We start from the raw sequence: 24,488 nt of genomic DNA, 5'->3' as shown, positions 1-24,488 counted from the left end.
CGCATCGCCGAGTTCGGTCTGGGTGATCGGCAGGGGGCAGCGGTGATCGCCGGCGAGGCCCACCGCTTCGAGCTTGAGGTACATCTCGCAGAACAGGTGGGCGATCCGGCCATAGGCCGACTTGCGACCCATGCCGGTCATCCATGCGCGAAAGATCGCCGCGTCGATCAGGGTGTCGCGCCACAGCACCGCCCCGAGGCGCGGGAAGCGCAGGGTCAGGTCGCGCAGGCTGTCGTGCGGGATGAACGCCACCGTGGCCACGGTCATGGTGCCGAGGCTGTGATCCATCACCGGCAGGTGGAGGCTCTGCAGATCGGGGGTGTCGCCGGGAATGTGGAACGAGAAGATCTGGCGGCGCCCGTCCCCCAACACCTTGTAGCGGCACAGCCAGCCTTCGAGGACCAGGCAGCATTGCGAGGGCATGTCGCCCTCCCGCACGATATCCTGTCTCGGCTCGAGGGTCCGGATTCTGACCGGCAGGTTGCGAACGGCCTCCTGCTCCTCATCCGAAAGGGTGGCGATGCTGTCGAGCTTGCGCAGCAGCATGGTCATGGGAGCGTTGTTGGAAACCGGGTGCATAGCAACTTCGCTTTGCCACATAGGCGGAAGCCCAAATCTCTCCCGGTCACCAGCCCCTATTGCAAAAACGCCGATGATGCGCGGATCGTAAGCGTCCTCCCTGCGCATGCATTATCCCAGGATAGCCCGCACGGGCTTTCCGCCCCGAACGTTCGCGGAAGTTCCTAGCCGAGCCGCAGCCCGGCCTTCGCCTTGCGCCGCTGGAGGTAAAGGCTCGTTCCGAGGGCGAGGCCGATGACGGCGAGCGACATGCCCGTGGTCAGGGTGCCGAGCGCGTAGATCTCCGGCGTGGTGACGGTGGTGGTGAGGCCCTGGAGTTCGAGCGGCAGGGTGTTGCGGCCGCCGATGGCCTGGCTGGTGCGGGCGAGTTCGTCGAAGGACAAGGTGAAGCCGAACAGGGCGACGCCGACGAGCGAGGGTCCGAGGATCGGCACCACCACGTGCCGCAGGGTCTGGGCGCCGGTGGCGCCGAGATCGCGGGCGGCCTCCTCGTAGGCCGGATCGAACCGGTTGAAGACCGCGAACATGATGAGGAGGCCGAAGGGCAGCGTCCAGGTCAGGTGCGCGCCCAGCGCCGAGGTGTAGAGCCCCATCAGGGTGCCGTGCTCCTGCAGCCAGCCCCAGCCGGTGGCGGCCGCCGCCCAGTTCACCGCATCGTCGAGGAGGCGGAATTCCAGGCCGATCCCGAGCGAGACCACGATGGAGGGCACGATCAGGCTCGCCACCGCGATGGTGAACAGCGCGCCCTCGCCGCGGAAGCGCTTGCGGAAGGCGAGGCCGGCGAAGAACGCGATGACCACGGTGAGGCTCATCACCACGAAGCCGAGGCGGAGCGAGCGCCACAGCGCCCCCCAGATGTCGACGATGCCGAGACCGGCCCAGAGCTTGCCGAACCAGTGCGTCGAGACCCCGTTCATCGGGAAGGTGAGGCCGCCCTGCGGACCCTGGAAGCTGAGGACCAGGATGGTCAGCGTCGGGCCGTACAGGAAGGCGGCGAACAGGGCGAAGAACGCCGCGAGGGCATAGAAGGCGGGGGAGCGGGGTCGGTCGCTCAACGCTAGAGTTCCTTCCGCAGGTCGATCAGGCGGGTCATCGCCACGATCATCAGCATCACGGCACCGAGCAGCACCACCGCGTTGGCCGCCGCCGCCGGCAGTTGCAGGGCCGACATCTGGACCTGGATGACCTTACCGACCGAGGCGATCTGCTGGCCGCCCATGACGCCGACGGTGACGAAGTCGCCCATCACCAGGGTGATCACGAAGATCGACCCGATGGCGATGCCGGGTTTGGCCAGCGGCACCACGACGTTCCACAGGGTTTGCCAGCCGGTGGCGCCGGAATCGTAGGCCGCCTCGATGAGCGAACGGTCGATCCGCGCCATGCTGTTGAAGATCGGCACGATCATGAAGACCGTGTTGAGGTGGACGAAGGCGAGCACCACCGAGAAGTCGGAATACAGCAGGCCCTCAATGGGGGATTTGATGAGGCCCATCCCCATCAGGGTGTCGTTGACGAGGCCGTTGCGGCCGAGGAGCGGGATCCACGAGATCATCCGGATCACGTTCGAGGTCCAGAACGGGATCGTGCAGACGAGGAACAGCGCCATCTGCATCGTCTTCGAACGCACGTGGAAGGCGACGAAATACGCCACCGTGAAGCCGATCACGAGGGTGCAGGCCCAGGTCAGCGCGCAGAACTTCAGGGTCGAGAGGTAGGTCCGCACGGTGGTGCAGGCGTCCGCCGTATTGAGGCAGCCCTCGAACACGTCGATGTAGTTCTGCACCGTGAAGGCCGGGATGATCTCGTACTCGTTGTAGGACCAGAAGCTGACGATCAGGGTCAGTGCCAGCGGCACCACGAAGAACACCAGGAACACGCACGCCAGCGGGGCGGCCTGGAGATAGGCCAGCGCGCGGCGCCGCCGCGTCTTGGCCGTGAGGCTCGTGGTGGGGGCCGTCACGGCCGGGGTTTTCGCGATGGCGGGGAGGGAGGAGAGTGCAGTGTCGGTCATGGCTCACTCCAGCCGAGCGCAGAACCTCTCCCCGCTTGCGGGGAGAGGGGCGAGCCCCCCTTGTCGGGGGCGAGCCGAGCGGCAGCCAGGGTGAGGAGGCGCCACCGTAAGAGGCACGACCGGCGATACCCCCTCACCGTCGCCCTGCCGGGCTCGCCTCGCCTCCCGACAAGGGGAGGACGAGGCCCTATCCCCGCCGGGCGGGGAGAGGGAAGCGCGCTCCGTGCCTGGTGCATCACCCCGCTCACGCGGCGATGAACTCGTTCCACTTGCGGACCATGTAGGTGTTCTCGTCCATCACCGCGTTCCAGCAGGCGACGCCCCCCATGCGGGCCTCGAAGGAGCCGCCGTCGCGGGTGGCGCCGGCCTTCTCCAGCACGCCGCCGTCCGGGCCCTTGATGTCCTTCTCGGCGGCCTTGCCCTCCATCCAGTAGGCCCACTCGTAGGGCTCCATGTGGGATTTGGCCGTCTCCAGCACCGCCGAGTAGTAGCCCTGGCGGTTGAGGTAGGCGCCGGCCCAGCCGGACAGGAACCAGTTGATGAAGTCGTAGGCCGCATCCAGCTTGCGGCCCGTCAGGGTCTTGGGCAGGCCGAAGCCCGTGGCCCAGGCGCGGTAGCCCTCCTTGAGGGGCTGGTAGGTGCAGGCGACGCCCTGCGAGCGCACCTTGGTGACGGCGGGCGACCACATCGACTGGATCACCGTCTCGCCGGACGCCATCAGGTTCACTGATTCGTTGAAATCCTGCCAGAAGGCGCGGAACTGGCCGGCGCGCTTGGCCTCGATCAGCAGCTTGATGGTGCGGTCGATCTCCGCCTTCGTCATGTTGCCCTTGTCGGGGTAGGTGTAGTCGCCGGTGGCCTCGATCACCATGGCGGCATCCATGATGCCGATGGAGGGGATGTTGAGGATCGAGGCCTTACCCTTGAACTCGGGGTTCAAGAGTTCCTTCCAGCTCGTGATCGGGCGCTTGATCAGGTCGGGCCGGATGCCGAGCGTGTCGGCGTTGTAGGTGGTGGGGATCAGGGTGATCCACTCGGTGGCCGAGCCGGCGAAATTCTTCGAGTTCTGCCCCTCGAGGTAGAACACCTTCTTGGGTGCCGTGCCCTGGTCGCCGATCTTCTTTCCGGCCACTTCGCCCTTGGTGAAGACCGGGGTGATGTTGTCGGCCTGCTTGATCCGGCGCGCATCCATGCCCTGGATGTTGCCCGAGGGGATGAGCTTCTTCAGGCTGAAGAACTCGGTGTCGAGGAGGTCGAACGAGTTCGGCTGGGTCACCACGCGCTTCGTCACCTCGTCGGTGACGACGGGGATGTACTCGAGGGTGATGCCGAGATCTTCCTTCACCTTGCGGGCGATGTCGCCGGACTGGTTCACGGCGGTGCCGAGGTAGCGCAGGGTCACGGGCTCGGCGGCGATCACGTTGGGAAAGCCGGTGATCGGGCCGGCGCCGAGGGCCAGTCCGGTGGCCCCCGCGCCCTGCAGCAGGGTGCGGCGGCTCAGCTTGATCGTGGTCGTCATGCGGATTCCTCGTACGCAGTGAGAAACGGTTCAGGCGCTCAGACGATGGGCGGCGGCGGCATCCCAGCCGAGGGGCACGGTCTGGCCCAGCGCGAGGGGGTGGCCGGCATAGGCGCCGTCGTCGATGACGGCCGTGAGCGCGGCCGCGCCGCTCCCGCCGAGGCCGTCGGCCTCGAAGCCCACATGCACGCTGGTGCCCTGATACTCGATGGAGACGACGCGCGCCGGCACCGCCCCGGGCCCCGCCTCCGCCCCGAGGCGCATCCGGTCCGCTCGGACGGCGACCTCCGTCGCATCGGGCAGGCGGATGATGTTGTGGCCGCCGATGAAGCGCGCGACGAAGGCGGTGGCGGGGCGCTCGAAGATCGTGCGGGGGTCGGCCGCCTGCTCGATGCGGCCGCCGTTCATCACCACCACGAGGTCGGACAGCGCCATCGCCTCCTCCTGGCTGTGGGTGACGTGGATGAAGGTGATGCCGAGTTCGGCCTGGAGCCGCTTCAATTCGGTCCGCATCCGCACCCGCAGGAACGGATCGAGGGCCGAGAGCGGCTCGTCGAGGAGCAGGACCTTGGGTCCGGTGACCAGGGCCCGGGCCAGCGCCACGCGCTGCTGCTGGCCGCCGGAGAGCTGGGCCGGCAGACGCTCGGCCAGATGCGCCATCTGCACGAGGTCGAGCATGGCGAGCGCCTTGGCCCGGCGCTCGGTCTTGCCGATGCCCCGCATCTTCAGGCTGAAGGCGACGTTGTCGCGGCAGTTGAGGTGGGGGAACAGGGCGTAGCTCTGGAACATCATCGCGGTGCCGCGCTCGGCCGGGGTGGCATCGCCCACCGCCTTCGGCCCGATGACCACGTCGCCGGAGGACACGGTCTCGTGCCCGCCGATCATCCGCAACGTGGTGGTCTTGCCGCAGCCCGAGGGGCCGAGCAGGCAGCAATAGGCGCCCGAGCGGACCTTCAGGTCGATGCCGTCCACGGCCGTGGTGTGGCCGTAGCGCTTGGTCAGGCGGATCAGCTCGACGTCCATGCGTTGTCTCCCGACCCGCATCCCAGCAAGGGGCGGGCCAGACGATACCCGATTCGCATCCGATGTCGCGGCGTCCGATCAGACCGGGGGACCGGCTTGCACAACCCGGTCGAGCACCCGTCCATGGCCGAGTGCGCCGGTCACCCGCCCGTCCTCGGCGACGATCTCACCCCGCGCGAGGGTCACCACCGGCCAACCCGTCACCGCGAACCCCTCCCAGGGCGTGTAATCGGCGCCGTGGTGGAGGTTGGCCTGCAGGATCGTCTCGCGCCGGTTCGGGTCCCAGAGGGTCAGGTCGGCGTCGAACCCGATGCCGATGGAGCCCTTGCGCGGGTAGAGCCCGTAGAGCTTGGCGTGATTCGTGGCGGTGAGTTCCACGAAGCGGTTGAGGGAGATGCGCCCCGCCGAGACGCCCTCCGAGAACAGGATCGGCAGACGGGTCTCGATGCCCGGGATGCCGTTGGGCACCCAACGGAAGGAGGTCCGGCCCTTCGGGTTCAGCTTGCCGGCCGGATCGTCGTAGCGGAACGGGCAGTGGTCGGAGGAGACCACGTCGAACAGGCCGGTCTGGAGGCCGCGCCAGATCGCGGCCTGGTTCGCGGCCTCGCGGGGCGGCGGCGAACAGACGTATTTCGCCCCCGCCATCGGGTCGTCGGCGCCGAGGCCCTTCATGTGGTCGGCGGTGAGCGTCAGGTATTGCGGGCAGGTCTCGGCTTGGATTTTCAACCCGCGCTCCCGCGCCCAGGCGATCTGCTCCATGGCCTCCGCGCCCGAGACGTGGACGATGACGATGGGGAGATCCACGAGTTCGGCGTGCGCGATCGCCCGGTGCGCCGCCTCGCGCTCCACCACCTGCGGCCGGGACAGGGCATGCCCGAACGGGCGGGTCTCGCCGGCCTTATCAAGCTTCTCGGTCATGTACCGGATGGCGTCGTAGCCCTCGGCATGGACCATGACGCGCGCGCCCTCGCGGCGGGCCACGTCGAACACGTCGAGGATCTGGCGGTCGTTCAGGACAAGATCGTCGTACGTCATGAACACCTTGAACGAGGTGTAGCCCTCGGCGATCAGGGCCGGCAGCTCCTGGCCGAGCACCGCCGGCGTCGGGTCGGAGACGATGAGGTGGATGGCGACATCGATGTGGCACTGGCCCTCCGCCAGCGCCCGGTAGGCATGGGTCGCCTCGCGCAGGGAGGCGCCGCGGGGCTGGAGCGCGAACGGCATCACGCAGGTGTTGCCGCCGGCCGCCGCCGCACGGGTCGCGGAGGCGAAGTCGTCCGCCATGACGATGCCGGGGCCGGAATCCTGCGCGATGTGGACGTGGCTGTCGATGCCGCCCGGCAGCACGAGGAGCCCGGAGGCGTCGAGGGTGCGGGCCGCATCCGTGATCCGCGCGGCGATTCCCGCGATGCGCCCGTCGCGGATGCCGAGATCGGCGCGAAACGTATCGGTGGCGGTGACCAGGGTGCCGCCCCGGATGGCGAGATCGAAGTCGGGCATTGCTTCAGTCCCTCACGCGGGCGATGATCGCGACAGGGCCGCCGCCGTCGGGTCCCTGGTGCTCGGCGCCGCCGGAGACGAACAGGTCGGTGCGCCCGATGGCGGCGGCGGCGACCCCACCGACCAGGGCGCGGGCGTGCCGGGTGGCGTTGATGTCGCTGTCGTCGTTCATGATGTGACGCCGGCCGCGGATCAGGCCGTCATGCGAGGGCTCGGCTTTCGCGAGCAGGGCGACCACGCGCTCCGACTCCTCCGGCGTCAGTTGGCCGGAGCCGGGAAAGCCCAGATCCGCCAGCACGCCCTGAACTGCGAAAAAATCGATGCCGTCGCGCATGACCCGGTGGGCGATGGCGTGGGGGCCGGTCCAGCCGGGCGCGTTGCCCAGCACGATGACTTCGTTGCGCATGAGTTCGATGCCGGCCGAGGCGCTGGCGCGGCCGGAATAGAGGTCCCGTCGCGCACCGATGGCGGCGTCGGCGAGGTCCTCGTCCGCCACTTCGCCGAGGGCCAGGGCGATGCCGAGGGCGGAGGCCCCGCGCGACAGGCCCATGGAGGCGTAGGTGTCGTGGGTGGCGACGTCCCGTCCGCGCGCGGCAGCCTCCTGGATGCGGGCGCTGGTCAGGAGCGGACACTTCACCTGGACGAAATGTACGGCCTCCGGGTCGTCGAGCCCGGCCCGGGCCATGGCTTCGGCGACCGCCGCTGCCGTCGCCCGCACCTGTGCCATGCGGCCGATCTCCTCGGGCCGGAAATCGGCCGTGAAGGCGGTGCCGATGGCCAGCGCCGTCGCGCCGGGCACGGCCGGGCCGTCGCGGCGCGCCAACACGAGGAGATGGGGGGAAAGGCCGCCCTCGGTGCCGCCCGACATCACCAGGGCGACCCGCCCGCCGACGGCTTCGGGCGTACACGCCATCGCGCCGGCGAGCGCGGTCTCCAGGGCCATCACGGCGAGCTGGCGGGTGAAATCGTTGACGCAGCCGTTGCCCTCGGTCTTGCCGAAGATCGCCACGATCTCATCCGCCGCCACGGCGCCGGCGGCGATGAGGTCCATCACCCCCGAGACGTCGGCGGGGTGCCGGGTCGGCACGCGGAAGACGAGGCATTCGGGCATGGAACGTCCGGGTCAGGGCGGTGACACAGGGGCAGAGCGCGCGCGAGGTCCGGTGTTGCGGGGCCGCGCCCGCCCACGCCACACGGGACCGTTCGCCGCGCACGAACGGCCCGGGAAGCGTATCGCCGATCCTGCACAAACCGCACCACGCCCTCCAGCCGCGACGCGGTGAGGCGGGCGGGATTCCCAGGCCCGGCCGGCGCCTACGCTGAGGTCATATGCCTAATCCGCAGGCAACTTCAGGGGCGGGTCGGAGGCCCGGTGGCATCGGGGATGGCGCTTTTCCATGCCGCTGCCTCCGCAAGCCGCGAGGAATCGTCGGCCGTCGGCTCCCCCGGGTCCGTGCTGGGATGCGCCGCGCGACCGTGTGCCCACGGGGGGCCCGTCGGCATTCCCCGGCGTGCGGGGCAGATCCCGTGGACCGAGCTTGCGGCACGGTGCGCGCGATCGAAGGCAGTGCGCGGTACCGCTGCGGCGTCGCACGGCGGGCTCGGCAATTCACCGAACCGGCCGACGACGCGCACACCACGATCCTATCCGGCCAGGGCCGTCCGGATCGCGTCCAGAGCCGCCGCCGCGCCCGTGCCCTCCGGTCCTCCGGCCTGGGCCATGTCGCGGCGACCGCCGCCGCCCTTGCCGCCGAGGTGGCCAGCGCCCGCCCGCACCAGGGCGACGGCGTCGAACCGTTCGGTGAGGTCGGCGGTGACGCCGACGACGAGACCGGCCTTGCCGTCGGGGGCGACGCCCACCAGGGCGACGATGCCGGAGCCGATCCGGCTCTTGCCCTCGTCGGCCAGGCTCTTGAGGTCGCGCATCTCGACGCCCTCGACCACGCGGGCCAGGAGCTTCACGCCGCCGATCTCCACGATCTCGTCACCGCCCGATCCGGCCCCGCCCATGGCGAGTTTTTTCCGCGCGTCGGTGAGTTCGCGTTCCAGGCGGCGGCGGTCCTCGATGAGGCTCGCCAGGCGCTCGGGCACGTCGGCGGTGGCGGATTTCAGCAGGCCGGCGATCTGCGACAGGGTGCGGCCCTCCTCGGCGCGGAAGCGCCGCGCGGAATCCGCCGTCAGGGCCTCGATGCGGCGCACCCCCGCGCCGACGGCACTCTCGGCGACGACGGAGACCTGACCGATCTCGCCCGTGCGCGCCGCATGGGTGCCGCCGCAAAGCTCCACCGAGAACGCCTTACCGCCCGCCCCAGGCAGGCCCATGGAGACGACGCGGACCTCGTCGCCGTACTTCTCGCCGAACAGGGCGCGGGCGCCGGAGGCCACGGCCTCGTCCTGCGCCATGAGCTTCGTCACCACGGGTGTGTTCTGGAGCAGCACGGCGTTGGCGATGTCCTCGACGGCGCGGATCTCGGCCTCGTCGAGGGGCTTGGGGTGGCTGAAATCGAAGCGCAGGCGCTCGGCCGAGACGAGGGAGCCCTTCTGGGCGACGTGGTCGCCGAGCACCTGGCGCAGGGCCTCGTGCAGGAGATGGGTCGCCGAGTGGTTGGCCCGGATGGCGGCGCGCCGATCGGCCTCGACGGAGAGTTCCACGGGCTGGTTCAGGGCGAGCCGGCCCTCGTCCACGGTGACGTGGTGGACGAAGAGGTCGCCGAGCTTCTTCTCGGTGGCCGTCACCCGCGCCTTCAGGCCGGCGGCCGTCAGCGTACCGGTGTCGCCGACCTGACCGCCGGATTCGGCGTAGAACGGGGTCTGGTTGACGAGGGCGAGGCCGGTCTGGCCGGCCTCCAGGGCCTCCACCTCGGCGCCGTCGCGAAGCAGAGCCGTGACGATGCCTTCGGCCGACTCCGTCTCATACCCCAGGAACTCCGTGGCGCCGGTGCGCTCCTTGAGGCCGTACCAGACGGTCTCGGTGGCGGCCTCGCCGGAGCCCGTCCAGGCGGCGCGCGCGGCCTTGCGCTGGCGCTCCATGGCGGCCCCGAACGCGTCGGTGTCGACGCCGATGCCGCGCGCCTTGAGGGCGTCCTGGGTCAGGTCGAGGGGGAAGCCGTAGGTGTCGTAGAGGGTGAAGGCCGTCTCGCCCGACAGGTTCTGGCCCTGCGCGAGGTCGCGGGTCTCGGCGTCGAGGATGGCCAGCCCCCGCTCCAGGGTGCGGCGGAACCGGGTCTCCTCCAGCCGCAGGGTCTCGCCGATGAGCGTCTCCGCGCGGGTGAGTTCGGGGTAGGCCTGACCCATCTCGCGCACCAGGGTCGGCACCAGGCGGTACATCACCGGCTCGCGGCAGCCCAGGAGTTCGAGGTGGCGCATGGCCCGGCGCATGATCCGGCGCAGGACGTAGCCCCGGCCCTCGTTGCCCGGCAGCACGCCATCGGCGACGAGGAAGGACGCGGCGCGCAGGTGGTCGGCGACGACCCGGTAGGAGGCGCGGGTGGCGGGCTCCGGCGGGCGGCCGACGGCGTGGCTCACGGCGTCGATGAGGGCGCGGAACAGGTCCGTCTCGTAGTTGCTCGTCACCCCCTGGAGGATGGCGGCCATGCGCTCCAGGCCCATGCCGGTGTCGATGGAAGGGCGTGGCAGGGCGAGGCGGTTGCCCGGCTCCACCTGCTCGTACTGCATGAACACGAGGTTCCAGAATTCGAGGAAGCGGTCGCCGTCCTCGTCGGGCGAGCCGGGCGGGCCGCCCTGAAGGCCGGGGCCCTGATCGATGAAGATCTCCGAGCACGGTCCGCACGGGCCGGTGTCGCCCATCTGCCAGAAGTTGTCCGAGGTGCCGATGCGGATGATCCGGTCGTCGGAGAATCCGGCGATCTTCTTCCACAGCGAGGCGGCCTCGTCGTCGTCGGCATAGACCGTCACCAGCAGGCGGTCCTTCGACAGGCCGAATTCCTTGGTGATCAGATCCCAAGCAAGTTCGATGGCCTGCGGCTTGAAGTAATCGCCGAAGGAAAAGTTGCCGAGCATCTCGAAGAAGGTATGGTGCCGCGCGGTGTAGCCGACGTTGTCGAGGTCGTTGTGCTTGCCCCCCGCGCGAACGCATTTCTGCGATGTGGTGGCGCGATTGTAGGTTCGCTTCTCGACACCGGTGAAGACGTTCTTGAACTGCACCATGCCGGCGTTGGTGAACATCAGCGTCGGGTCGTTGCGCGGCACCAGCGACGAGGACGGCAGAACCTCGTGGCCCGCCTTTGCGAAGTAGTCGAGGAAGGTCGACCGGATCTCGTTGACGCCGCTCATCGCTGTAAAGACTCTGTCGGTGGGCCCTGCCGGGTCGGTGCTGACGGCCATGACGGCTAGTCCGCGCGCAGGCGTCTCATACGGAGGGTTCCGGCTCAAGTCACGGGCGGTTTCACGTTTCGCACCGGCGGGTGCCCCTCGCCCGCGCGATGGTCTAGGTACGGGGATCACCACCGACCAAGGACACACCGCGCCCATGCCCGTCGAAATCCGCCTCCTTGCTTGGTCCTGCTTCCTCGGCCTCGTCCACATCATCGCCGCCTCCTACAGCGGCCTGCAGCAGCGCGGCGGCTTCACCTGGGCCGCCGGCAACCGCGAGGGCCGGACGCCGGAGGTGACGGGCGCGGCCGCCCGCCTGGAGAAGGCCTCGAAGAACTTCTTCGAGACGTTCCCGATCTTCGCCGCCCTGGTGCTCGCCTGCGTCGCCACGGGGCGCCACAACACCGCCGTGGTGCTGGGCGCCTACCTCTACTTCTTCGGGCGCCTCGCCTACCTGCCGGTCTACGGCTTCGGCGTGCCGAAGATCCGCTCCATCATCTGGGGCGTCTCGGTGGTCGGCATCCTGCTCGTGCTGTGGGGCCTGTTCGTCAAGATCCTGCCGTACTGACATCCCGGGGAGGGCCGTCCCCCGCGGGGGACGGCCCTCCCCTTGTGGAGACCGCCGGCAGGCCGGTATCGTCCGTTCGGCAACCGCCCCGATCATGCGGGCGGAGCCGGGAGAGAACCCCATGCGATCCGTCCTCGTCGCGACGCTTCTGGCCGGCGTCACCCTCGGTTCGGCCCCCCTCGGGGCGCAGGCGCAGGGGGCCGCCCCCGCCGAGACGAAGGCCAAGGCCGACGCCCTGGAGAAGCTCCAGGGCATGCAGAGCACGGGCACGGCCGAGGCGCCCGAGATTCCCCAGACCGGGCGCCGCGCCGATGCGCTCCGCCGGACGCTGGGCAAGATCAAGCTCCCCGAGGGCTTCCTGATCGACCTCTACGCCGTGGTGCCCGATGCCCGCTCCATCGCGGTCGGGCCCAACGCCGGCGTGCTGTTCGTCGGCACCCGCAAGACCAAGGTCTACACGGTGACCGACCGGGACAAGGACCGGGTCGCCGACGAGGTCCGGGCCTTCGCGCCCGGCATCGACTTCAAGATCCCCAACGGCGTCTGCTTCTCGAAGGACGGCGTGCTCACCATCGCCGAACAGAACCGGGTGCTGTCGTTCCCGGCGGCGGAGTTCTTCTACGAGAGCCCCGACGTCGCCGCCGGCGTGCTGGTCAAGCAGGGCGCGCTGATCCCGGCCGCGGAGGAGAGCTACAACCACACCGCCCGGATCTGCCGCATCGGCCCCGACGGCAAGACCTACGTGTCCCTCGGCCAGCCCTACAACGTGCCGCCGGCGGAGAAGCGCGACCTCTACGCCAGAACCGGCATCGGCGGCATCGTCCGGATGGATGCCGACGGGAAGAACCGCGAGGTGTTCGCCACGGGCATCCGCAATTCCGTCGGCATGGATTTCAGCCCCGCCGACAAGTCCCTGTGGTTCACCGACAACCAGGTCGACGGCATGGGCGACGACACCCCGCCGGGCGAACTCAACCGCGCCACGAAGGCCGGGGAATTCTTCGGCTTCCCGTGGTTCGGCGGCGGCGCCGTCCGCACCGTCGAGTACAAGGACGAGGAGCCTCCGAAGGGGGCGGTGTTCCCGCAGGCCGAGTTGCCGCCGCATGCGGCCGACCTCGGCATGGCGTTCTACACCGGCAAGCAGTTCCCGGCCGCCTATCGCGGCGGGATCTTCATCGCCGAGCACGGCTCCTGGAACCGCACCACGCCCATCGGCGCCCGGATCATGTTCGTGCCGGTGGAGAAGGACGGCAAGGCGGGCGCGCCGGTGCCGTTCGCCGAGGGCTGGCTCACGGGCGACGGCGAGTATCTCGGCCGCCCGGCGGACGTGGCCGTGTTCCTCGACGGCTCGCTGCTCGTCGCCGACGACACGGCCGGGGCGATCTACCGGATCTCGTACGAGGGGAAGTGACCTTTTGGGGGGCGGGCCGCGCGCCCGCCCGGCTCACCGGCCGCCGGCCGCGTCTGCCTCTTGGCCCTGCGGCTTCTGGTTCGACGGCCTGCGCGCGGATATCTCGATCGCCCCAGAACCCGGAGTCCGCATGCCCCATCCCGCCGCCGCCCTGTTCCTCGCCGCCACGCTCCTGAGCGGGCTCGCCATCGGTCCGGCGCGGGCCGGCGATGCCAAGGCGGGCCGCAAGGCCGCCACCGCCTGCCAGACCTGCCACGGCATGGACGGGCTGTCGAAGCTGCCGGAAGCCCCGAACCTCGCGGGACAGGTCGAGCCATACCTCGTCAAGGCGCTCACCGAGTACCGCGACGGGCGCCGGAGCAACGCGATCATGAATGTCGTCGCCAAGGGCCTGTCGGATGCCGAGATCGCCGACCTCGCGGCGTTCTATGCCGGCATCGCCATCGAGGTGCTACCGCCGGGCTGATGGTCGGAGGACGCGCCGCGGCCTAATCCAGGCGCCCGTGGAAGTGCAGAGGCTCGCGAGGCAGACGGCGCAGGCCACCCAGGAGATTTCCTGCCAGATCGCCGAGATCCAGTCCGCCACGAGTCAGGCAGTCTCGGCGATCGCCGCCATCACGGCACGTATCTGAGAGATCGCGAGATCGCGAAATCAACGGCGTCGCCTCCACCATCGCGGCCTCCCGCGAGCAGCAGGGTCCGACGACCCAGGACATCGTCCGTGACGTCGCCGAGGCCGCCTCGGCACGCTCGTGTCATTCGGGGCATTTGCCCGCCAAAATCGTCCGCTTCCTCGCGATGGCGCGGGCGGCGTGAATAGCGAGGCACCACGAGAAAGCCGCCGGGCACGGGGCCCGGCGGCTTTCTCATGTCGGGTGACGGGTCCGGAACTCAGGCTTCGCCTTCGTCCAGATCCTCTTCGGTGGGTTTGGCCGTATCCAGGATCTTGTCGGCGAGGATGCCGGAATTCTGGCGGATCGCCGCCTCGATCTTCGCGGCGATGTCGGGGTTGTCCCGCAGGAAACCCTTCGAGTTCTCGCGGCCCTGGCCGAGGCGCTGGCTGTTGTAGGAGAACCAGGCGCCCGACTTCTCGACGATGCCGGCCTTGACCCCGAGGTCGATGAGCTCGCCGACCTTGGAGACGCCCTCGCCGAACATGATGTCGAACTCGACCTGCTTGAACGGCGGGGCGACCTTGTTCTTCACCACCTTCACGCGGACCTGGTTGCCGATGGCCTCGTCGCGATCCTTCAGGGTCGAGACGCGGCGGATGTCGAGGCGGACCGAGGCGTAGAACTTCAGGGCGTTGCCGCCCGTGGTGGTCTCGGGGCTACCGTACATCACGCCGATCTTCATGCGGATCTGGTTGATGAAGATCACCATGCACTTCGAGCGCGAGATCGAGCCCGTGAGCTTGCGCAGGGCCTGGCTCATGAGCCGGGCCTGGAGGCCGGGCTGGCTGTCGCCCATCTCGCCCTCGATCTCGGCGCGGGGCGTCAGCGCCGCCACGGAATCGACCACGAGGACGTCGATGGCGCCCGAGCGCACCAGGGTGTCGGTGATCTCGAGGGCCTGCTCGCCGGTGTCGGGCTGCGAGATCAGCAGGTCGTCGAGCTGCACGCCGAGCTTGCGGGCGTAGATCGGGTCCAGGGCGTGCTCGGCGTCGACGAAGGCGCAGACGCCGCCCTTCTTCTGGGCTTCCGCGATGGTGTGGAGCGCCAGCGTGGTCTTGCCCGAGGATTCCGGGCCGTAGATCTCGATGACGCGGCCGCGCGGCAGGCCGCCGACGCCGAGCGCGATGTCGAGCCCGAGGGAGCCGGTGGAAACCACCTCCACCTCGGCCACCTGGGCGTTCTTGCCCAAGCGCATGATCGAGCCCTTCCCGAAGGCGCGCTCGATCTGCGACAGCGCGGCGTCGATCGCCTTCGCCTTGTCCTTGTCCACCATGGGAGCGTCCACAACTTTCAGCGCTGGCTGGGCCATTCGTCGGCATCCTTATGCATGGGGTGGGAGCAAGGCTCAATGCGCCTCGGATGACGATTGATGTACTCGTTTTGTTCTAATTCCGCAAGGCTGGCAGACGTGGTTTCGGAGCGACGGCTTCAAAACGATGGCGGACCGCTCGCCGGATTGCGTGGTCGGTCACGACACCCGCGCAGTCATTCCGGGTCGCCGCAGGCGAACCCGGAATCCAGAAACACAGGAAGGGCCATGTCGAACGCGCGTCGCGGCTCTGGATTCCGGGTTCCGCTCCGCGGCCCCGGAATGACGGCGTGGAGATCATCGGCCTCCGGCCAACTTATCTGACGTCAGGTTCGAAGCCCCGAGTCGCACGGTTCGTTGCCCCCGCAAAAATCAGCGCGCGATGGTCTCCTTCACGGTCTCCACGAGCTGCTTCAGGCTGAAGGGCTTGGGCAGGAAGTTGAAGTCCTCGCCCTCGGGCAGGTTCTTGCGGAACGCGTCCTCGGCGTAGCCGGAGACGAAGATCACCTTGAGGTCCGGGTGGTGCTTGCGCAGCTCCCGCAGGAGGGTCGGGCCGTCCATCTCGGGCATCACCACGTCGGACACGACGAGGTCGATGGGCTGGTTCTTGTCCTCGATGATCTTGAGGGCGTCGAGGCCGGAGGCCGCCTCCAGCACCGTGTAGCCGCGGGCCGACAGGGCGCGGCTGTTGACGGCGCGCACGGGGTCCTCGTCCTCCACCAGCAGGATCACGCCCTGGCCGGTATGGTCGGGCGCGGGCTTCCGCGGCGACGGGGCGGCGAGTTCGGGGGTGCCCTTGAGGCGGTGGGCCGCGATCTCGCCCGTGGTGCTCGTGGCCGGCAGGGGCGCCGGCTCCGGCTCGGCCACGGGCTCGTGGCGGGGGAAGTAGATGCGGAAGGTGGTGCCCTCCCCCACCGTCGAGCGCACGTCGATGGTGCCGCCGCTCTGCTTGACGATGCCGAACACCGTCGAGAGGCCGAGGCCGGTGCCCTTGCCGATCTCCTTGGTGGTGAAGAACGGCTCGAAGATCTTCTCCATGACGTCGGGCGGGATGCCCTGGCCGGTGTCGATGACCTCGATGAGGACGTGGTCGCCCGCCGGCATGCCGAGGCGCGCCTCCTCGGGGGTGGAATCGTGCACCACGTTGGCGGTGCGGATGAGTAGACGCCCGCCCTCAGGCATGGCGTCGCGGGCGTTGACCGCGAGGTTGACGATGACCTGCTCGAACTGGTTCACGTCGGCCTTGATCGGCCAGATCTCGCGCCCGTGCTTGAGGTCGAGGTCGACCCGCTCGCCGAGCAGGCGCTTCAGCAGCAGGGTGAGGTCGGACAGGGCCTCGCCGACGCTCATCACCTCGGGCCGCAGGGTCTGGCGGCGGGAGAAGGCCAGCAGCTGACGCACCAGGCTGGCGGCCCGGTTGGCGTTCTGCTTGATCTGCATGATGTCCTGGAACGCCGGGTCGGTGGGCCGGTGGCTCGCGAGCAGCAGGTCCGAGTAGCCGATGATCGCCTGAAGGACGTTGTTGAAGTCGTGCGCGATGCCGCCGGCGAGCTGGCCTACGGTGTCCATCTTCTGGGCCTGGGCGACCTGCTGTTCGAGCTGGCGCTGGGCGGTGGTGTCCAGGGCGTAGAGGATCACCCGTTCGCGGTCGCCGGATTCGTCGGCCTTGGTGCCTTGACCGGAAGTACCTTGAGCGGGCGTACCTTGAGCGGGCGTACCTTGAGCGGGCGTACCTGGGGCCGGAGCCCCTTCCGCGGCGCCCTCGACGCCGGCGGGGCTGAGCCAGACCCGGGCCGAGCGGTTGCCCGCCCCCGTCAGCATCACCTCGATGGGCTCGATGGCGGCGAGCCCGCCGGACGCCTTGGTCAGGGCCGTCTCCAGGGCAGCGCGGTCGCGCTCCACCAGGGCGTCCCAGATGGTCGGCTCGGCGTTGAGGCTGCCGTGCCCGTCCGGCATCGCTTGGCGCGGGGTGCCGCCGAACAGGCGCGCGAACGAGGCGTTGGCGCGGGCGATGTGGCCGGCGTGGTCCACCGTCGCGATGGCGATGGGGCTGTTGTTGAGGAAGCGCGCGAGGCGCACTTCCGCCGCGCGCTGGGGCTCGTCGGTCTCCGCGCCGGCCGAGCGGTTGAGCACGATGGTGCGCGAGGACCCGGGCTTGCCGTCCTGCCCGAAGGCGACGCGGTGGTAGAGCCGGGCCGGCAGGGGGTGGCCGTTGCGGCGGCGCAGATCGAGGTCGAACCGGTCGGTCCTGACCTCGCCGGGCTGTCCCCCCGTGGCGGTGAGCACGTCGGCGCCCGGCGCGATCTCGGGCAGGCGCAGGCCGCCCGAGCCCACGGTGGCGAGGTCGTAGCCGAGCCAGGTCGCCAGGGTGGCGTTCATGTAGACGACGGATCCGGCCGGATCGATGGAGAGGAAACCGGCGGGGGCGTGGTCGAGGTAGTCGATGGCGTGCTGGAGCTCCTGGAAGACGTTCTCCTGGCGCTCGCGCTCGTGGGTGATGTCGCTCACGGTCCACAGGGCGGCGGGCCGGCGCGGTCGGTCGATGGGCCGCACGGCGATGCGGTACCACGCGAAGGCGCGGTCGCCGGCCCCGTCGGGCGGCGGCGCCATGCGGATCTCCTCGCCGTGGCCGAGGCCCTCGCGGGCGGCCTGGGCCAGGCGGTAGACCGCCTCCGACACCTCGGGCGAGCCGACGAAGACCCGTTCCACGGCCCGCAGGTTGGCGAAGCTCTCACCGCCCGCGATGGTGAGGTAGGCCTCGTTGGCGTAGATGAGCCGGCCGCCCTCCTCCACCACGATGGTGCCCTCGGGCGAGGCGTCGACGATGGCCTTGGTGATGTCGTCGCGCCCCGTCTGCCCGGCGAGCTGGAGCGCGCCGATGGCGAGCGCAAACAGGCAGAACACGCCCGCCATGGCGAGCAGCGCCAGGAGGCCGAGGATGAGCGGCTGGGCCTGCTCGTTGGCGACGAAGGACAGGCCGACGGCCGCCCCCACCAGCAGCCCCGCCAGGACCAGGAGCAATCCGACGCGGCCCGGCCGCTCGGACCGGTCGATCGCGTTCGACGCGGCCTTGGTTGGTCCGCTGAACTCAGCCATCCCGGGTCGATCCACCTTTCTTGCGCCTACCGGTTAGCGCCCGGTCCGCACGCGCGGCAAGGGTCATCCCGCCACGGCTTCCGTTAAATTGCGGGGAAAAAGGTGCACAAACCGTGGTGCTTGGCCGATCTCGCACGCGCCGAAAGGCTCACGCCACCCGGCGCCGCAGGCGCATGACGAAGCCGATGACCTCGGCGACGGCCCGGTAATGCTCGGCCGGGATCTCCTCGTCGATGTCCACGGTGGCGTGCAGCGCGCGGGCCAGCGGCGGGTTCTCCAGCACCGGCACGCCGTGTTCCTTGGCGAGCGCCCGGATGCGGAGCGCTAGGCTGTCGACGCCCTTGGCGACGCAGATCGGCGCCTGCATGCCGGCCTCGTAGCGCAGGGCCACGGCGTAGTGCGTCGGGTTGGTGACGATGACGGTGGCGGTGGGCACGGCCGCCATCATGCGCTTCTTCACCCGCTGGGCGCGGATCTGCTTCATCCGGCCCTTCACCTCGGGGTTGCCGTCGCTCTCCTTGTGCTCCTGCTTCATCTCCTCCTTGGACATGCGCAGCTTCTGCCGCCACTGGAAGCGCTGGTACAGGGCGTCGCCCATGGCGATGACGACGAACACCGCAAGCATGCCGCCCATGAGCTTGAGGCAGATGGCCAGGATCGCCGCCAGGGTGGCGGTGAGGTCGAGGCGCACGAACGCGTCGAGGCGGTCGCGCTCGCCCCACAGGATGGTGCCGCCGACGATGCCCACCATGGCGAGCTTGGCCAGCCCCTTCACGAACTGGAACATCGCCTCCTTGCCGAAGATGCGCTTGACGCCGGCCATGGGCGAGAGCCGCTCCCATTTCAGCCCGATGGCTTCGACGGAGAACACCAGGGGGTGCTGGAGCAGGCCCGCGGCCAGCCCCGCCACCACCACCAGCCCCACCGGGATGGCGAGCGCCTGGGCGTAGAGCAGCATCGTGCGCAGGCCCATGGCGGCGTAGACGTGCGGGTCGGAGGGCACCGCGTGGGCGTTCATGAGGAAGCCGCGCATGCCGGCCACGAGTTCGCGCGCGATGGAGCCCGACGCCATCACCAGGGCCAGGGTGAAGGCCGCCAGGATGAAGAGCGTGTTGATCTCGACCGAGTTGGGGACGTTGCCCTGCTCGATGGCCTTCTCGATGCGCCGCGGAGTCGGGTCTTCGGTCTTGTCTTCCGGATCCGCATCGTCGGACATGGGTCAGGCCCCCGTGCTGCCGGAAGCGCGGCTCATCGCCCGGCGAGGTCCGCGAGGTAACGCCCGATATCGTCCAGGAACACCCCCATCATCACGCCCAGACTCCCGAGCAGCACCAGCATGCCGATGAGCACCGAGGCCGGCACGGCAACGAAGAACACCTGCATCTGCGGCATCAGCCGGGCGAGCACGCCGAGCCCGACGTTGAACAGGATGCCGAAGGCGATGAACGGCGCAGAGATCTGCACGCCCAGCGCAAAGCCCCGCGCGATGGCCTTCAGGGCCAGGGCCGCCGCCTCGCCGAACCCCGGTACGCCGTCCGGCGGCAGCAGCACGTAGCTCCGGCCGATGGCCGCGAGGGCGATGTGATGCAGGTCGGTGGCCACGATGAGGGTGACGCCGAGGAGCGCCAGGAAATTGCCCAGCGCCGTCTGCTGGCCGCCCTGCGTCGGATCGACGGTCATGGCGTAGGACAGGCCGAGCTGCTGCGACATCACCACGCCGGCGACCTGCAGGGCGGCGAGCACCATCCGCACGCTGAGGCCGAGCACCAGCCCGACCAGCACCTCGCCGAACAGCAGGGCGATGAGCCCCGGCCCGGCGATGGCCTCGCCCTGCATCGGCAGGAGCGGCCGCACGGTCGGGAACAGCACGAGGGTGAGCAGCAGCGCGAAGGCCAGGCGGAGGCGCGGCGACACGAGCTGCTCGCCGACCCCCGGCAGCAGCATCACCAGGGTGCCGACCCGCGCGAAGGTGAGGAGGAAGGCCGCCGCGATGCCGGGCAGGAGCAGGTTCATGGCCCGTCATAGCAGGTTCGCGGCCCGTCATGGCAGGTTCGCGGCCCTTCACGGCAGGTTCGCGGCCCGTCATGGCAGGCGTCACCCCCCGGAGACGATGCGGGCGGCGATGCGGGTCATGTAGCCGCCCATGGCGTCGCCCATGAAGGGCAGCATGAACAGCAGGGTGGCGAACACGGCGACGATCTTGGGCACGTAGATCAGGGTCTGTTCCTGGATCTGGGTCAGGGCCTGCAGCAGGGAGATCACGAGGCCGACCACGAGGGCGACCAGCATGGTCGGCCCCGCGACCTTCAGGAAGACGAAGATGCCGTCGCGCGCGACGTCGATGATGGCGAGGCCGGTCATGGGGGTGCTTCGTTTCGGATTCTGAGGAGCAGGTGGAAAAGTTGAACGCGTTCGACGGCTCGGGCCTTCGGAAATCTCCGGCCCCATGTCATCCCGGGGCCTTGTCATCCCGGGACCGCTCAGCGGAACCCGGGATCAAGAAACTCACGTTTTGCAAGGTCTTCCGCTGTCGGCGGCTCTGGGTTCCGGCTTCGCCTTCGGCGCCCCGGAAAGACGGTGCGGTTCACCTCGGATCGTCCCGCCCTCGCGCAGGGAGGAGCGGACGTGGGTCTTACCCCTAGATCTGCATCCGCATGATCTCTTCGTAGGCCGAGATCATGCGGTCGCGCACGGCGACCATGGTCTGGAGGGCGGTCTCGCTCTCGGCCACCGCCGTGACCACGTCGACGACGTTGGCCTTGCCGCCGGCCACCGCCAGGGCCTGGGTGTCGGCCCGGCGGCCGGCCTCGCCCACGGAATCCAGGGTCGAGGACAGCATCGCGCCGAAGTTCATGCCCTGCGGGCTGGCGACCGGCGCGGCCTTGGCCATCGCGCCCTTGGCGCCGATGTTCTGGACCGCGGCGTAGGCTCCGGCGGCGAAGGCGTTGGTGGCCATGGGGTGTCTTTCGCGCGAGGGCGTGCGGATCAGGCTTTGAGGATCTCGAGGGTCTTGGCCATCATCCGACGGGTGGCGGTGACCATGTTGAGGTTGGCCTCGTACGAGCGCTGGGCCTCGCGCATGTCCATGTTCTCGATGAGCCCGTTGACGTTGGGCAGGCTCACGTCGCCCTTCGCGTTGGCGGCCGGATTGCCCGGATCGTGCTTGACCCGGAACGGGGCTGAGTCGCGGCGCACGCGCCCGGTCTCGACGAGGCTCGCCCCGGTCTCGCGGTCGACCTGCTGGGTGAAGGTCGGGATCTTGCGCCGATAGGGCTCGCCGCCGGGCGTGGTGGGGGCCGATTCGGCGTTGGCGATGTTCTCGGCGATGACCCGCATGCGGCTCGACTGGGCCTTGAGGCCGGAGGCCGAGGTGGTGAGGGATTTGAGGAAGTCCATGGCGCTCTACCGTCGTCGAGGGGCGTTCAGCGGGCGGAGGATCGGCGGGTCGGTCAGCGCTTGCCGATGGCGATCTTCAGGGTCTCGAGGCTCTTCTGGTACATGGACGAGGCCAGGCCGTAGCTGCCCTGGTTGTCGGCGGCCTTGATCATCTCCTCCTCGAGATTCACACCGTTTCCGCTCGGCCTGATCTCGAAGCCCCGGACCCGGCGCGGATCGGCGCCTGGCCCCTCCCCCATCCCGGCGAGGGCGATATGCGCCGGGCTCGTCACCGCGAGGCTGCCCCCCGACGCGCCCACGGGTTGGGTCATCGCCAGGGTACCGCCGCCAGTGCCGCGACCGAGATCGGGGTTCGCCAGATCACGCGGCTTGAACCCCGGCATGTCGGCGTTGGCGACGTTCTCGGCCAGGATCTTCTGGCGGGTCTGGTGCCACTGCATCCGGGTGCGCAGCATGCCGAGGGTGGGCAGGTCGGTGACGGACACGGTGCGATCTCCAGCGACCGCGCCCGGTTGGAATTGCCGGGCGATGGGCAAAATCTGCCGTGCCCATGGTTAACGCCGCGTTAAGATCCTGCGCCGGCGGAACAGTCGGCCGCCGCATCAACAGCCTGTTAACGAAGTCTTAACGTTGTTGCCCCGGCTCGGCGCGGGCGTGATAGTGCTTCCACCAGCGTTGCGTCGGGCCGGTGGCCCCTAAAAAGCGAGAGACCCCGGTCTTGTCTTCGTTCTTCAGTTCAGACGGCTCCTCGACGATCCAGTTCGCGATCATCTTCGTCGTGATCTTCGCGGTGCTGGCCGCCGTGGTGTTCGCCTTCCGCCGCCTGACCGGCCGGGGCCACGCCCTCTCGACGAAACTCGGTGCGCGGGGACGCCAGCCGCGCCTCGGCATCGTCGACATCTACGAACTCGACCGGCAGCGTCAGCTCATCCTGCTGCGGCGGGACAACGTCGAGCACCTGCTCCTCGTGGGCGGCCCCAACGACGTGGTGATCGAGCGCAACATCTCGCGCGGCGTCGGCGCGCGGCTCGGCACCGACGAGGCGGCCCGCCGGGAGCCCGAGCTGGAATCCGAGGCGGAGCCCGCCGCCTCCCTCGAGCCGCCCCGGTTCCAGCCGGCCTTCGAACCGGCGTTCGAGATGCCGGTGGTGGTGGCCCCGCCCCTGCCCGGCTCGACCACCCGCCCGGCGAGCGTCGGCCGCCCCCTCGACCTCTCCGCGCCCGACACGGCGGACATCTTCGTGCCGGAGCCGCCGCGCGCGCCCGAGCCGACCCGTTCCCAAGAACCGAGTTTTGCCGCCGAGACGGCTCGCATCCGCGAACCGGCCACCGAGCCGGCGCCCCGCACCGACCCCCCCGCGTCGCGCCCGGCCCGTCGCCTGCCGCCCTCCCTCGCCAACCTCGTGCCCGGCGCGGCCAAGCGTGCCCAGGCCGCCGAGGAGGCGTCCCGCCCCGATCCCGAGCCGATTCCTGAAGTTCGCCCAGAGGCGCCGGTGCCGCAGCGCAGCTTCGACGCGGCCATCCTCTCCGACATGGCCCGCCAGCTCGAACAGGCCGTGCGCCGCCCGTCTCCCGCCGCGGCGCCCCCGCGCCTGCCCGAGCCGAACCGCGAACCCGTGCCGGCGCCGCCCGCGCCGACCTTCGTAGTCGCCCCGGAGCCGGCTCCGATCCCCGCGCCCGCGCCCGTGATGACGGCGGAGCCTCGGGCGGAACCCGAGGCGGTGTTCACCCCCGTCGCCGCCGTCGCCGAACCGGCCGCCGCCCCCACCTTCGCGGAGCCCCGGCCGGCCGAGCCCGAAGCCGTCGACCCGATCGCCGCCGCCATGGCCGCGACCGCCGAAGCGCCCCTGCTCGATGCGGGGCAGGCCGACGACCTGTTCGAAGCCCCCCAACCCGCCGCCCCCGTGACCGAGCCGGACCGTTCCGGACTCGACTTGGACCATTCCGCGCCGACCCCCGACGGACCGGTGGCGCCTCCCCTCGCGCCGGAGGCCCCGCCGCCGGCGCCCGAGCCGATCAAGCCCGATCCGGTCAAGCCCGCGCCGACAAAGGCCGCTCCGGCACCGAACCCGTTCTCCGTCGAGGAGATCGAGGCCGAATTCGCCCGGCTGCTCGGCCGCCCCCTCGATAAGAAGAGCTGACCGCCGGGCCCACTCCGGCTGGCCCCGCTTCGGTCATGACACCGACAGGTTTGCGGTGGAGGACGCGACGTTCCGGGGAATCGCATCGCGCGGCGCCCCGCCAGATCCCTGCGGAACCACGATGATCCGATCCAATCGCCGCGCCGTCGCGCTCGCCGCGACGGCGCTCGGCCTGACCCTGGCGGCGGGCGCGGCCACGGCACAGAGCCTCTCCGTGGATCTCGGCGCCGGCGGCGTCACCGAGCGCGCGCTGCAGCTCGTCGCCCTCATCACGGTCCTGGCGCTTGCGCCCTCGGTCCTCGTGATGGCGACCTCGTTCACCCGGATCGTGGTGGTGTTCTCGATCCTGCGCTCGGCGCTGGGCACCCAGAGCGCGCCGCCCAACGCCGTGGTCACGAGCCTCGCGCTCTTCCTTACGGCCTTCGTCATGGCCCCCGTCGGGCGGGAAGCCTACCGCACCGGGATCGAGCCCCTCATCGCCGGTCAGATCACCCAGAGCGTCGCGTTCGAGCGCGCCTCGGCGCCGTTCAAGGCGTTCATGCTGAAGAACGTCCGGGAGAAGGATCTCAAGCTGTTCCTCGACATGGCGAAGGTGCCGGTCCCGTCCGGCCCGGAGGCCATCGGCCTCGAGATCGTCACCCCGGCCTTCATGATCTCGGAGCTCCGGCGGGCCTTCGAGATCGGCTTCCTCCTGTTCATCCCGTTCCTGATCATCGATCTCGTGGTGGCGTCGATCCTCATGGCGGTGGGCATGATGATGGTGCCGCCCGCCACGGTGGCCCTGCCGTTCAAGCTGATCTTCTTCGTCCTTGTCGACGGCTGGACCCTGGTGGCCGGGTCCCTGGTGCAGAGCTACGGCACCTGAAAAGCCGCGCGACGGAGAAGCCTCGCCCCGCGGCTCGGCGCCGGTCAGCCCGGCGGTCCCGA

Annotated in this window: 21 protein-coding genes and 1 pseudogene; 6 read left to right on the top strand and 16 right to left on the bottom strand. The window is 69.8% G+C overall.

What is annotated here, in order from left to right; translation table 11 throughout:
* The 8 genes from ASF27_RS08165 to alaS form a co-directional block, all read right to left on the bottom strand.
* Nucleotides 1–552 (bottom strand): Crp/Fnr family transcriptional regulator (locus ASF27_RS08165; RefSeq protein ID WP_244480951.1); only part of this gene is annotated, 552 nt, incomplete at its 3' end.
* A 191-nt stretch (nucleotides 553–743) separates the two neighbouring features.
* Entirely contained in the window at nucleotides 744–1,634 is an 891-nt protein-coding gene (locus tag ASF27_RS08160) for an ABC transporter permease (RefSeq protein ID WP_056359174.1), read from the bottom strand.
* A 2-nt stretch (nucleotides 1,635–1,636) separates the two neighbouring features.
* The gene (locus ASF27_RS08155) at nucleotides 1,637–2,593 is read right to left on the bottom strand and encodes an ABC transporter permease (protein ID WP_056304628.1); all 957 of its coding nucleotides are present in this window, start codon (nucleotides 2,591–2,593) and stop codon (nucleotides 1,637–1,639) included.
* Between the two features lie 244 nt (nucleotides 2,594–2,837).
* Nucleotides 2,838–4,112: an extracellular solute-binding protein gene (locus ASF27_RS08150; protein WP_056304627.1), complete on the bottom strand. Its 1,275-nt coding sequence runs from the start codon at nucleotides 4,110–4,112 to the stop codon at nucleotides 2,838–2,840.
* 30 nt (nucleotides 4,113–4,142) lie between these two features.
* The gene (locus ASF27_RS08145) at nucleotides 4,143–5,135 is read right to left on the bottom strand and encodes an ABC transporter ATP-binding protein (protein WP_056169380.1); all 993 of its coding nucleotides are present in this window, start codon (nucleotides 5,133–5,135) and stop codon (nucleotides 4,143–4,145) included.
* A 78-nt stretch (nucleotides 5,136–5,213) separates the two neighbouring features.
* Nucleotides 5,214–6,635: a dihydropyrimidinase gene (gene hydA, locus ASF27_RS08140; protein WP_056359170.1), complete on the bottom strand. Its 1,422-nt coding sequence runs from the start codon at nucleotides 6,633–6,635 to the stop codon at nucleotides 5,214–5,216.
* A gap of 4 nt (nucleotides 6,636–6,639) precedes the next feature.
* Entirely contained in the window at nucleotides 6,640–7,746 is a 1,107-nt protein-coding gene (locus tag ASF27_RS08135) for a ring-opening amidohydrolase (protein ID WP_056304625.1), read from the bottom strand.
* Nucleotides 7,747–8,279: 533 nt separating this feature from the next.
* A complete protein-coding gene (gene alaS / locus ASF27_RS08130) occupies nucleotides 8,280–10,928 on the bottom strand; it encodes an alanine--tRNA ligase (protein ID WP_056359168.1) in 2,649 nt (882 codons plus the stop codon).
* Between the two features lie 196 nt (nucleotides 10,929–11,124).
* Here alaS and ASF27_RS08125 point away from each other — a divergent pair, with 196 nt between their 5' ends.
* The 4 genes and pseudogenes from ASF27_RS08125 to ASF27_RS23030 all read left to right on the top strand — a co-directional run.
* Nucleotides 11,125–11,535 carry an MAPEG family protein gene (locus tag ASF27_RS08125; RefSeq protein WP_056263868.1) on the top strand — a complete coding sequence of 137 codons (411 nt, stop codon included), beginning with the start codon at nucleotides 11,125–11,127 and terminating at the stop codon, nucleotides 11,533–11,535.
* A gap of 121 nt (nucleotides 11,536–11,656) precedes the next feature.
* Complete coding sequence (locus tag ASF27_RS08120; RefSeq protein WP_056359165.1) at nucleotides 11,657–12,946, top strand: PQQ-dependent sugar dehydrogenase; 1,290 nt, start codon at nucleotides 11,657–11,659, stop codon at nucleotides 12,944–12,946.
* A gap of 130 nt (nucleotides 12,947–13,076) precedes the next feature.
* The gene (locus ASF27_RS08115) at nucleotides 13,077–13,412 is read left to right on the top strand and encodes a cytochrome c (RefSeq protein WP_056263865.1); all 336 of its coding nucleotides are present in this window, start codon (nucleotides 13,077–13,079) and stop codon (nucleotides 13,410–13,412) included.
* Between the two features lie 40 nt (nucleotides 13,413–13,452).
* A pseudogene (locus ASF27_RS23030) lies at nucleotides 13,453–13,762 on the top strand (methyl-accepting chemotaxis protein); the annotation flags it as partial.
* Between the two features lie 75 nt (nucleotides 13,763–13,837).
* Here ASF27_RS23030 and recA read toward each other — a convergent pair.
* The 8 genes from recA to flgB form a co-directional block, all read right to left on the bottom strand.
* Complete coding sequence (gene recA, locus ASF27_RS08110) at nucleotides 13,838–14,929, bottom strand: recombinase RecA (protein WP_056169360.1); 1,092 nt, start codon at nucleotides 14,927–14,929, stop codon at nucleotides 13,838–13,840.
* 372 nt (nucleotides 14,930–15,301) lie between these two features.
* Nucleotides 15,302–18,025, bottom strand: a complete 2,724-nt coding sequence (locus ASF27_RS08105; RefSeq protein ID WP_056359162.1) for an ATP-binding protein — start codon at nucleotides 18,023–18,025, stop codon at nucleotides 15,302–15,304.
* A 148-nt stretch (nucleotides 18,026–18,173) separates the two neighbouring features.
* A complete protein-coding gene (gene flhB / locus ASF27_RS08100; RefSeq protein ID WP_056359158.1) occupies nucleotides 18,174–19,241 on the bottom strand; it encodes a flagellar biosynthesis protein FlhB in 1,068 nt (355 codons plus the stop codon).
* 32 nt (nucleotides 19,242–19,273) lie between these two features.
* The gene (fliR, locus tag ASF27_RS08095; protein ID WP_056169349.1) at nucleotides 19,274–20,038 is read right to left on the bottom strand and encodes a flagellar biosynthetic protein FliR; all 765 of its coding nucleotides are present in this window, start codon (nucleotides 20,036–20,038) and stop codon (nucleotides 19,274–19,276) included.
* Nucleotides 20,039–20,119: 81 nt separating this feature from the next.
* A complete protein-coding gene (gene fliQ / locus ASF27_RS08090) occupies nucleotides 20,120–20,386 on the bottom strand; it encodes a flagellar biosynthesis protein FliQ (RefSeq protein WP_056169344.1) in 267 nt (88 codons plus the stop codon).
* A 277-nt stretch (nucleotides 20,387–20,663) separates the two neighbouring features.
* Complete coding sequence (gene fliE / locus ASF27_RS08085; RefSeq protein ID WP_056169341.1) at nucleotides 20,664–20,981, bottom strand: flagellar hook-basal body complex protein FliE; 318 nt, start codon at nucleotides 20,979–20,981, stop codon at nucleotides 20,664–20,666.
* A 29-nt stretch (nucleotides 20,982–21,010) separates the two neighbouring features.
* On the bottom strand, nucleotides 21,011–21,421 hold the full coding sequence (gene flgC, locus ASF27_RS08080) for a flagellar basal body rod protein FlgC (RefSeq protein WP_056169338.1): 411 nt from the start codon (nucleotides 21,419–21,421) through the stop codon (nucleotides 21,011–21,013).
* Between the two features lie 53 nt (nucleotides 21,422–21,474).
* Nucleotides 21,475–21,906: a flagellar basal body rod protein FlgB gene (flgB, locus tag ASF27_RS08075; protein ID WP_056169410.1), complete on the bottom strand. Its 432-nt coding sequence runs from the start codon at nucleotides 21,904–21,906 to the stop codon at nucleotides 21,475–21,477.
* Nucleotides 21,907–22,139: 233 nt separating this feature from the next.
* On the opposite strand from flgB, the gene ASF27_RS08070 reads away from it, so the two are divergent.
* Nucleotides 22,140–23,561, top strand: coding sequence for a hypothetical protein (locus ASF27_RS08070; protein ID WP_056359156.1), 1,422 nt, complete (start codon nucleotides 22,140–22,142; stop codon nucleotides 23,559–23,561).
* A 121-nt stretch (nucleotides 23,562–23,682) separates the two neighbouring features.
* A complete protein-coding gene (gene fliP, locus ASF27_RS08065; protein WP_056359153.1) occupies nucleotides 23,683–24,426 on the top strand; it encodes a flagellar type III secretion system pore protein FliP in 744 nt (247 codons plus the stop codon).
* The last annotated feature ends 62 nt before the right edge of the window (nucleotides 24,427–24,488 follow it).

Source organism: Methylobacterium sp. Leaf102 (genome assembly GCF_001422425.1).
Taxonomy (GTDB): Bacteria; Pseudomonadota; Alphaproteobacteria; order Rhizobiales; family Beijerinckiaceae; genus Methylobacterium.
The sequence above is the reverse complement of the archived record's forward strand: the minus strand, read 5'-3'. Positions and strand labels throughout refer to the sequence as shown.

What these genes read in the sequence shown, in the direction of transcription:
- ASF27_RS08155 (WP_056304628.1), bottom strand. Translation starts at nt 2,593, where the DNA reads ATGACCGACACTGCACTCTCCTCCCTCCCCGCCATCGCGAAAACCCCG.
- ASF27_RS08150 (WP_056304627.1), bottom strand. Translation starts at nt 4,112, where the DNA reads ATGACGACCACGATCAAGCTGAGCCGCCGCACCCTGCTGCAGGGCGCG.
- ASF27_RS08145 (WP_056169380.1), bottom strand. Translation starts at nt 5,135, where the DNA reads ATGGACGTCGAGCTGATCCGCCTGACCAAGCGCTACGGCCACACCACG.
- hydA (WP_056359170.1), bottom strand. Translation starts at nt 6,635, where the DNA reads ATGCCCGACTTCGATCTCGCCATCCGGGGCGGCACCCTGGTCACCGCC.
- ASF27_RS08135 (WP_056304625.1), bottom strand. Translation starts at nt 7,746, where the DNA reads ATGCCCGAATGCCTCGTCTTCCGCGTGCCGACCCGGCACCCCGCCGAC.
- alaS (WP_056359168.1), bottom strand. Translation starts at nt 10,928, where the DNA reads ATGAGCGGCGTCAACGAGATCCGGTCGACCTTCCTCGACTACTTCGCA.
- ASF27_RS08125 (WP_056263868.1), top strand. Translation starts at nt 11,125, where the DNA reads ATGCCCGTCGAAATCCGCCTCCTTGCTTGGTCCTGCTTCCTCGGCCTC.
- ASF27_RS08120 (WP_056359165.1), top strand. Translation starts at nt 11,657, where the DNA reads ATGCGATCCGTCCTCGTCGCGACGCTTCTGGCCGGCGTCACCCTCGGT.
- ASF27_RS08115 (WP_056263865.1), top strand. Translation starts at nt 13,077, where the DNA reads ATGCCCCATCCCGCCGCCGCCCTGTTCCTCGCCGCCACGCTCCTGAGC.
- recA (WP_056169360.1), bottom strand. Translation starts at nt 14,929, where the DNA reads ATGGCCCAGCCAGCGCTGAAAGTTGTGGACGCTCCCATGGTGGACAAG.
- ASF27_RS08105 (WP_056359162.1), bottom strand. Translation starts at nt 18,025, where the DNA reads ATGGCTGAGTTCAGCGGACCAACCAAGGCCGCGTCGAACGCGATCGAC.
- flhB (WP_056359158.1), bottom strand. Translation starts at nt 19,241, where the DNA reads ATGTCCGACGATGCGGATCCGGAAGACAAGACCGAAGACCCGACTCCG.
- fliR (WP_056169349.1), bottom strand. Translation starts at nt 20,038, where the DNA reads ATGAACCTGCTCCTGCCCGGCATCGCGGCGGCCTTCCTCCTCACCTTC.
- fliQ (WP_056169344.1), bottom strand. Translation starts at nt 20,386, where the DNA reads ATGACCGGCCTCGCCATCATCGACGTCGCGCGCGACGGCATCTTCGTC.
- fliE (WP_056169341.1), bottom strand. Translation starts at nt 20,981, where the DNA reads ATGGCCACCAACGCCTTCGCCGCCGGAGCCTACGCCGCGGTCCAGAAC.
- flgC (WP_056169338.1), bottom strand. Translation starts at nt 21,421, where the DNA reads ATGGACTTCCTCAAATCCCTCACCACCTCGGCCTCCGGCCTCAAGGCC.
- fliP (WP_056359153.1), top strand. Translation starts at nt 23,683, where the DNA reads ATGATCCGATCCAATCGCCGCGCCGTCGCGCTCGCCGCGACGGCGCTC.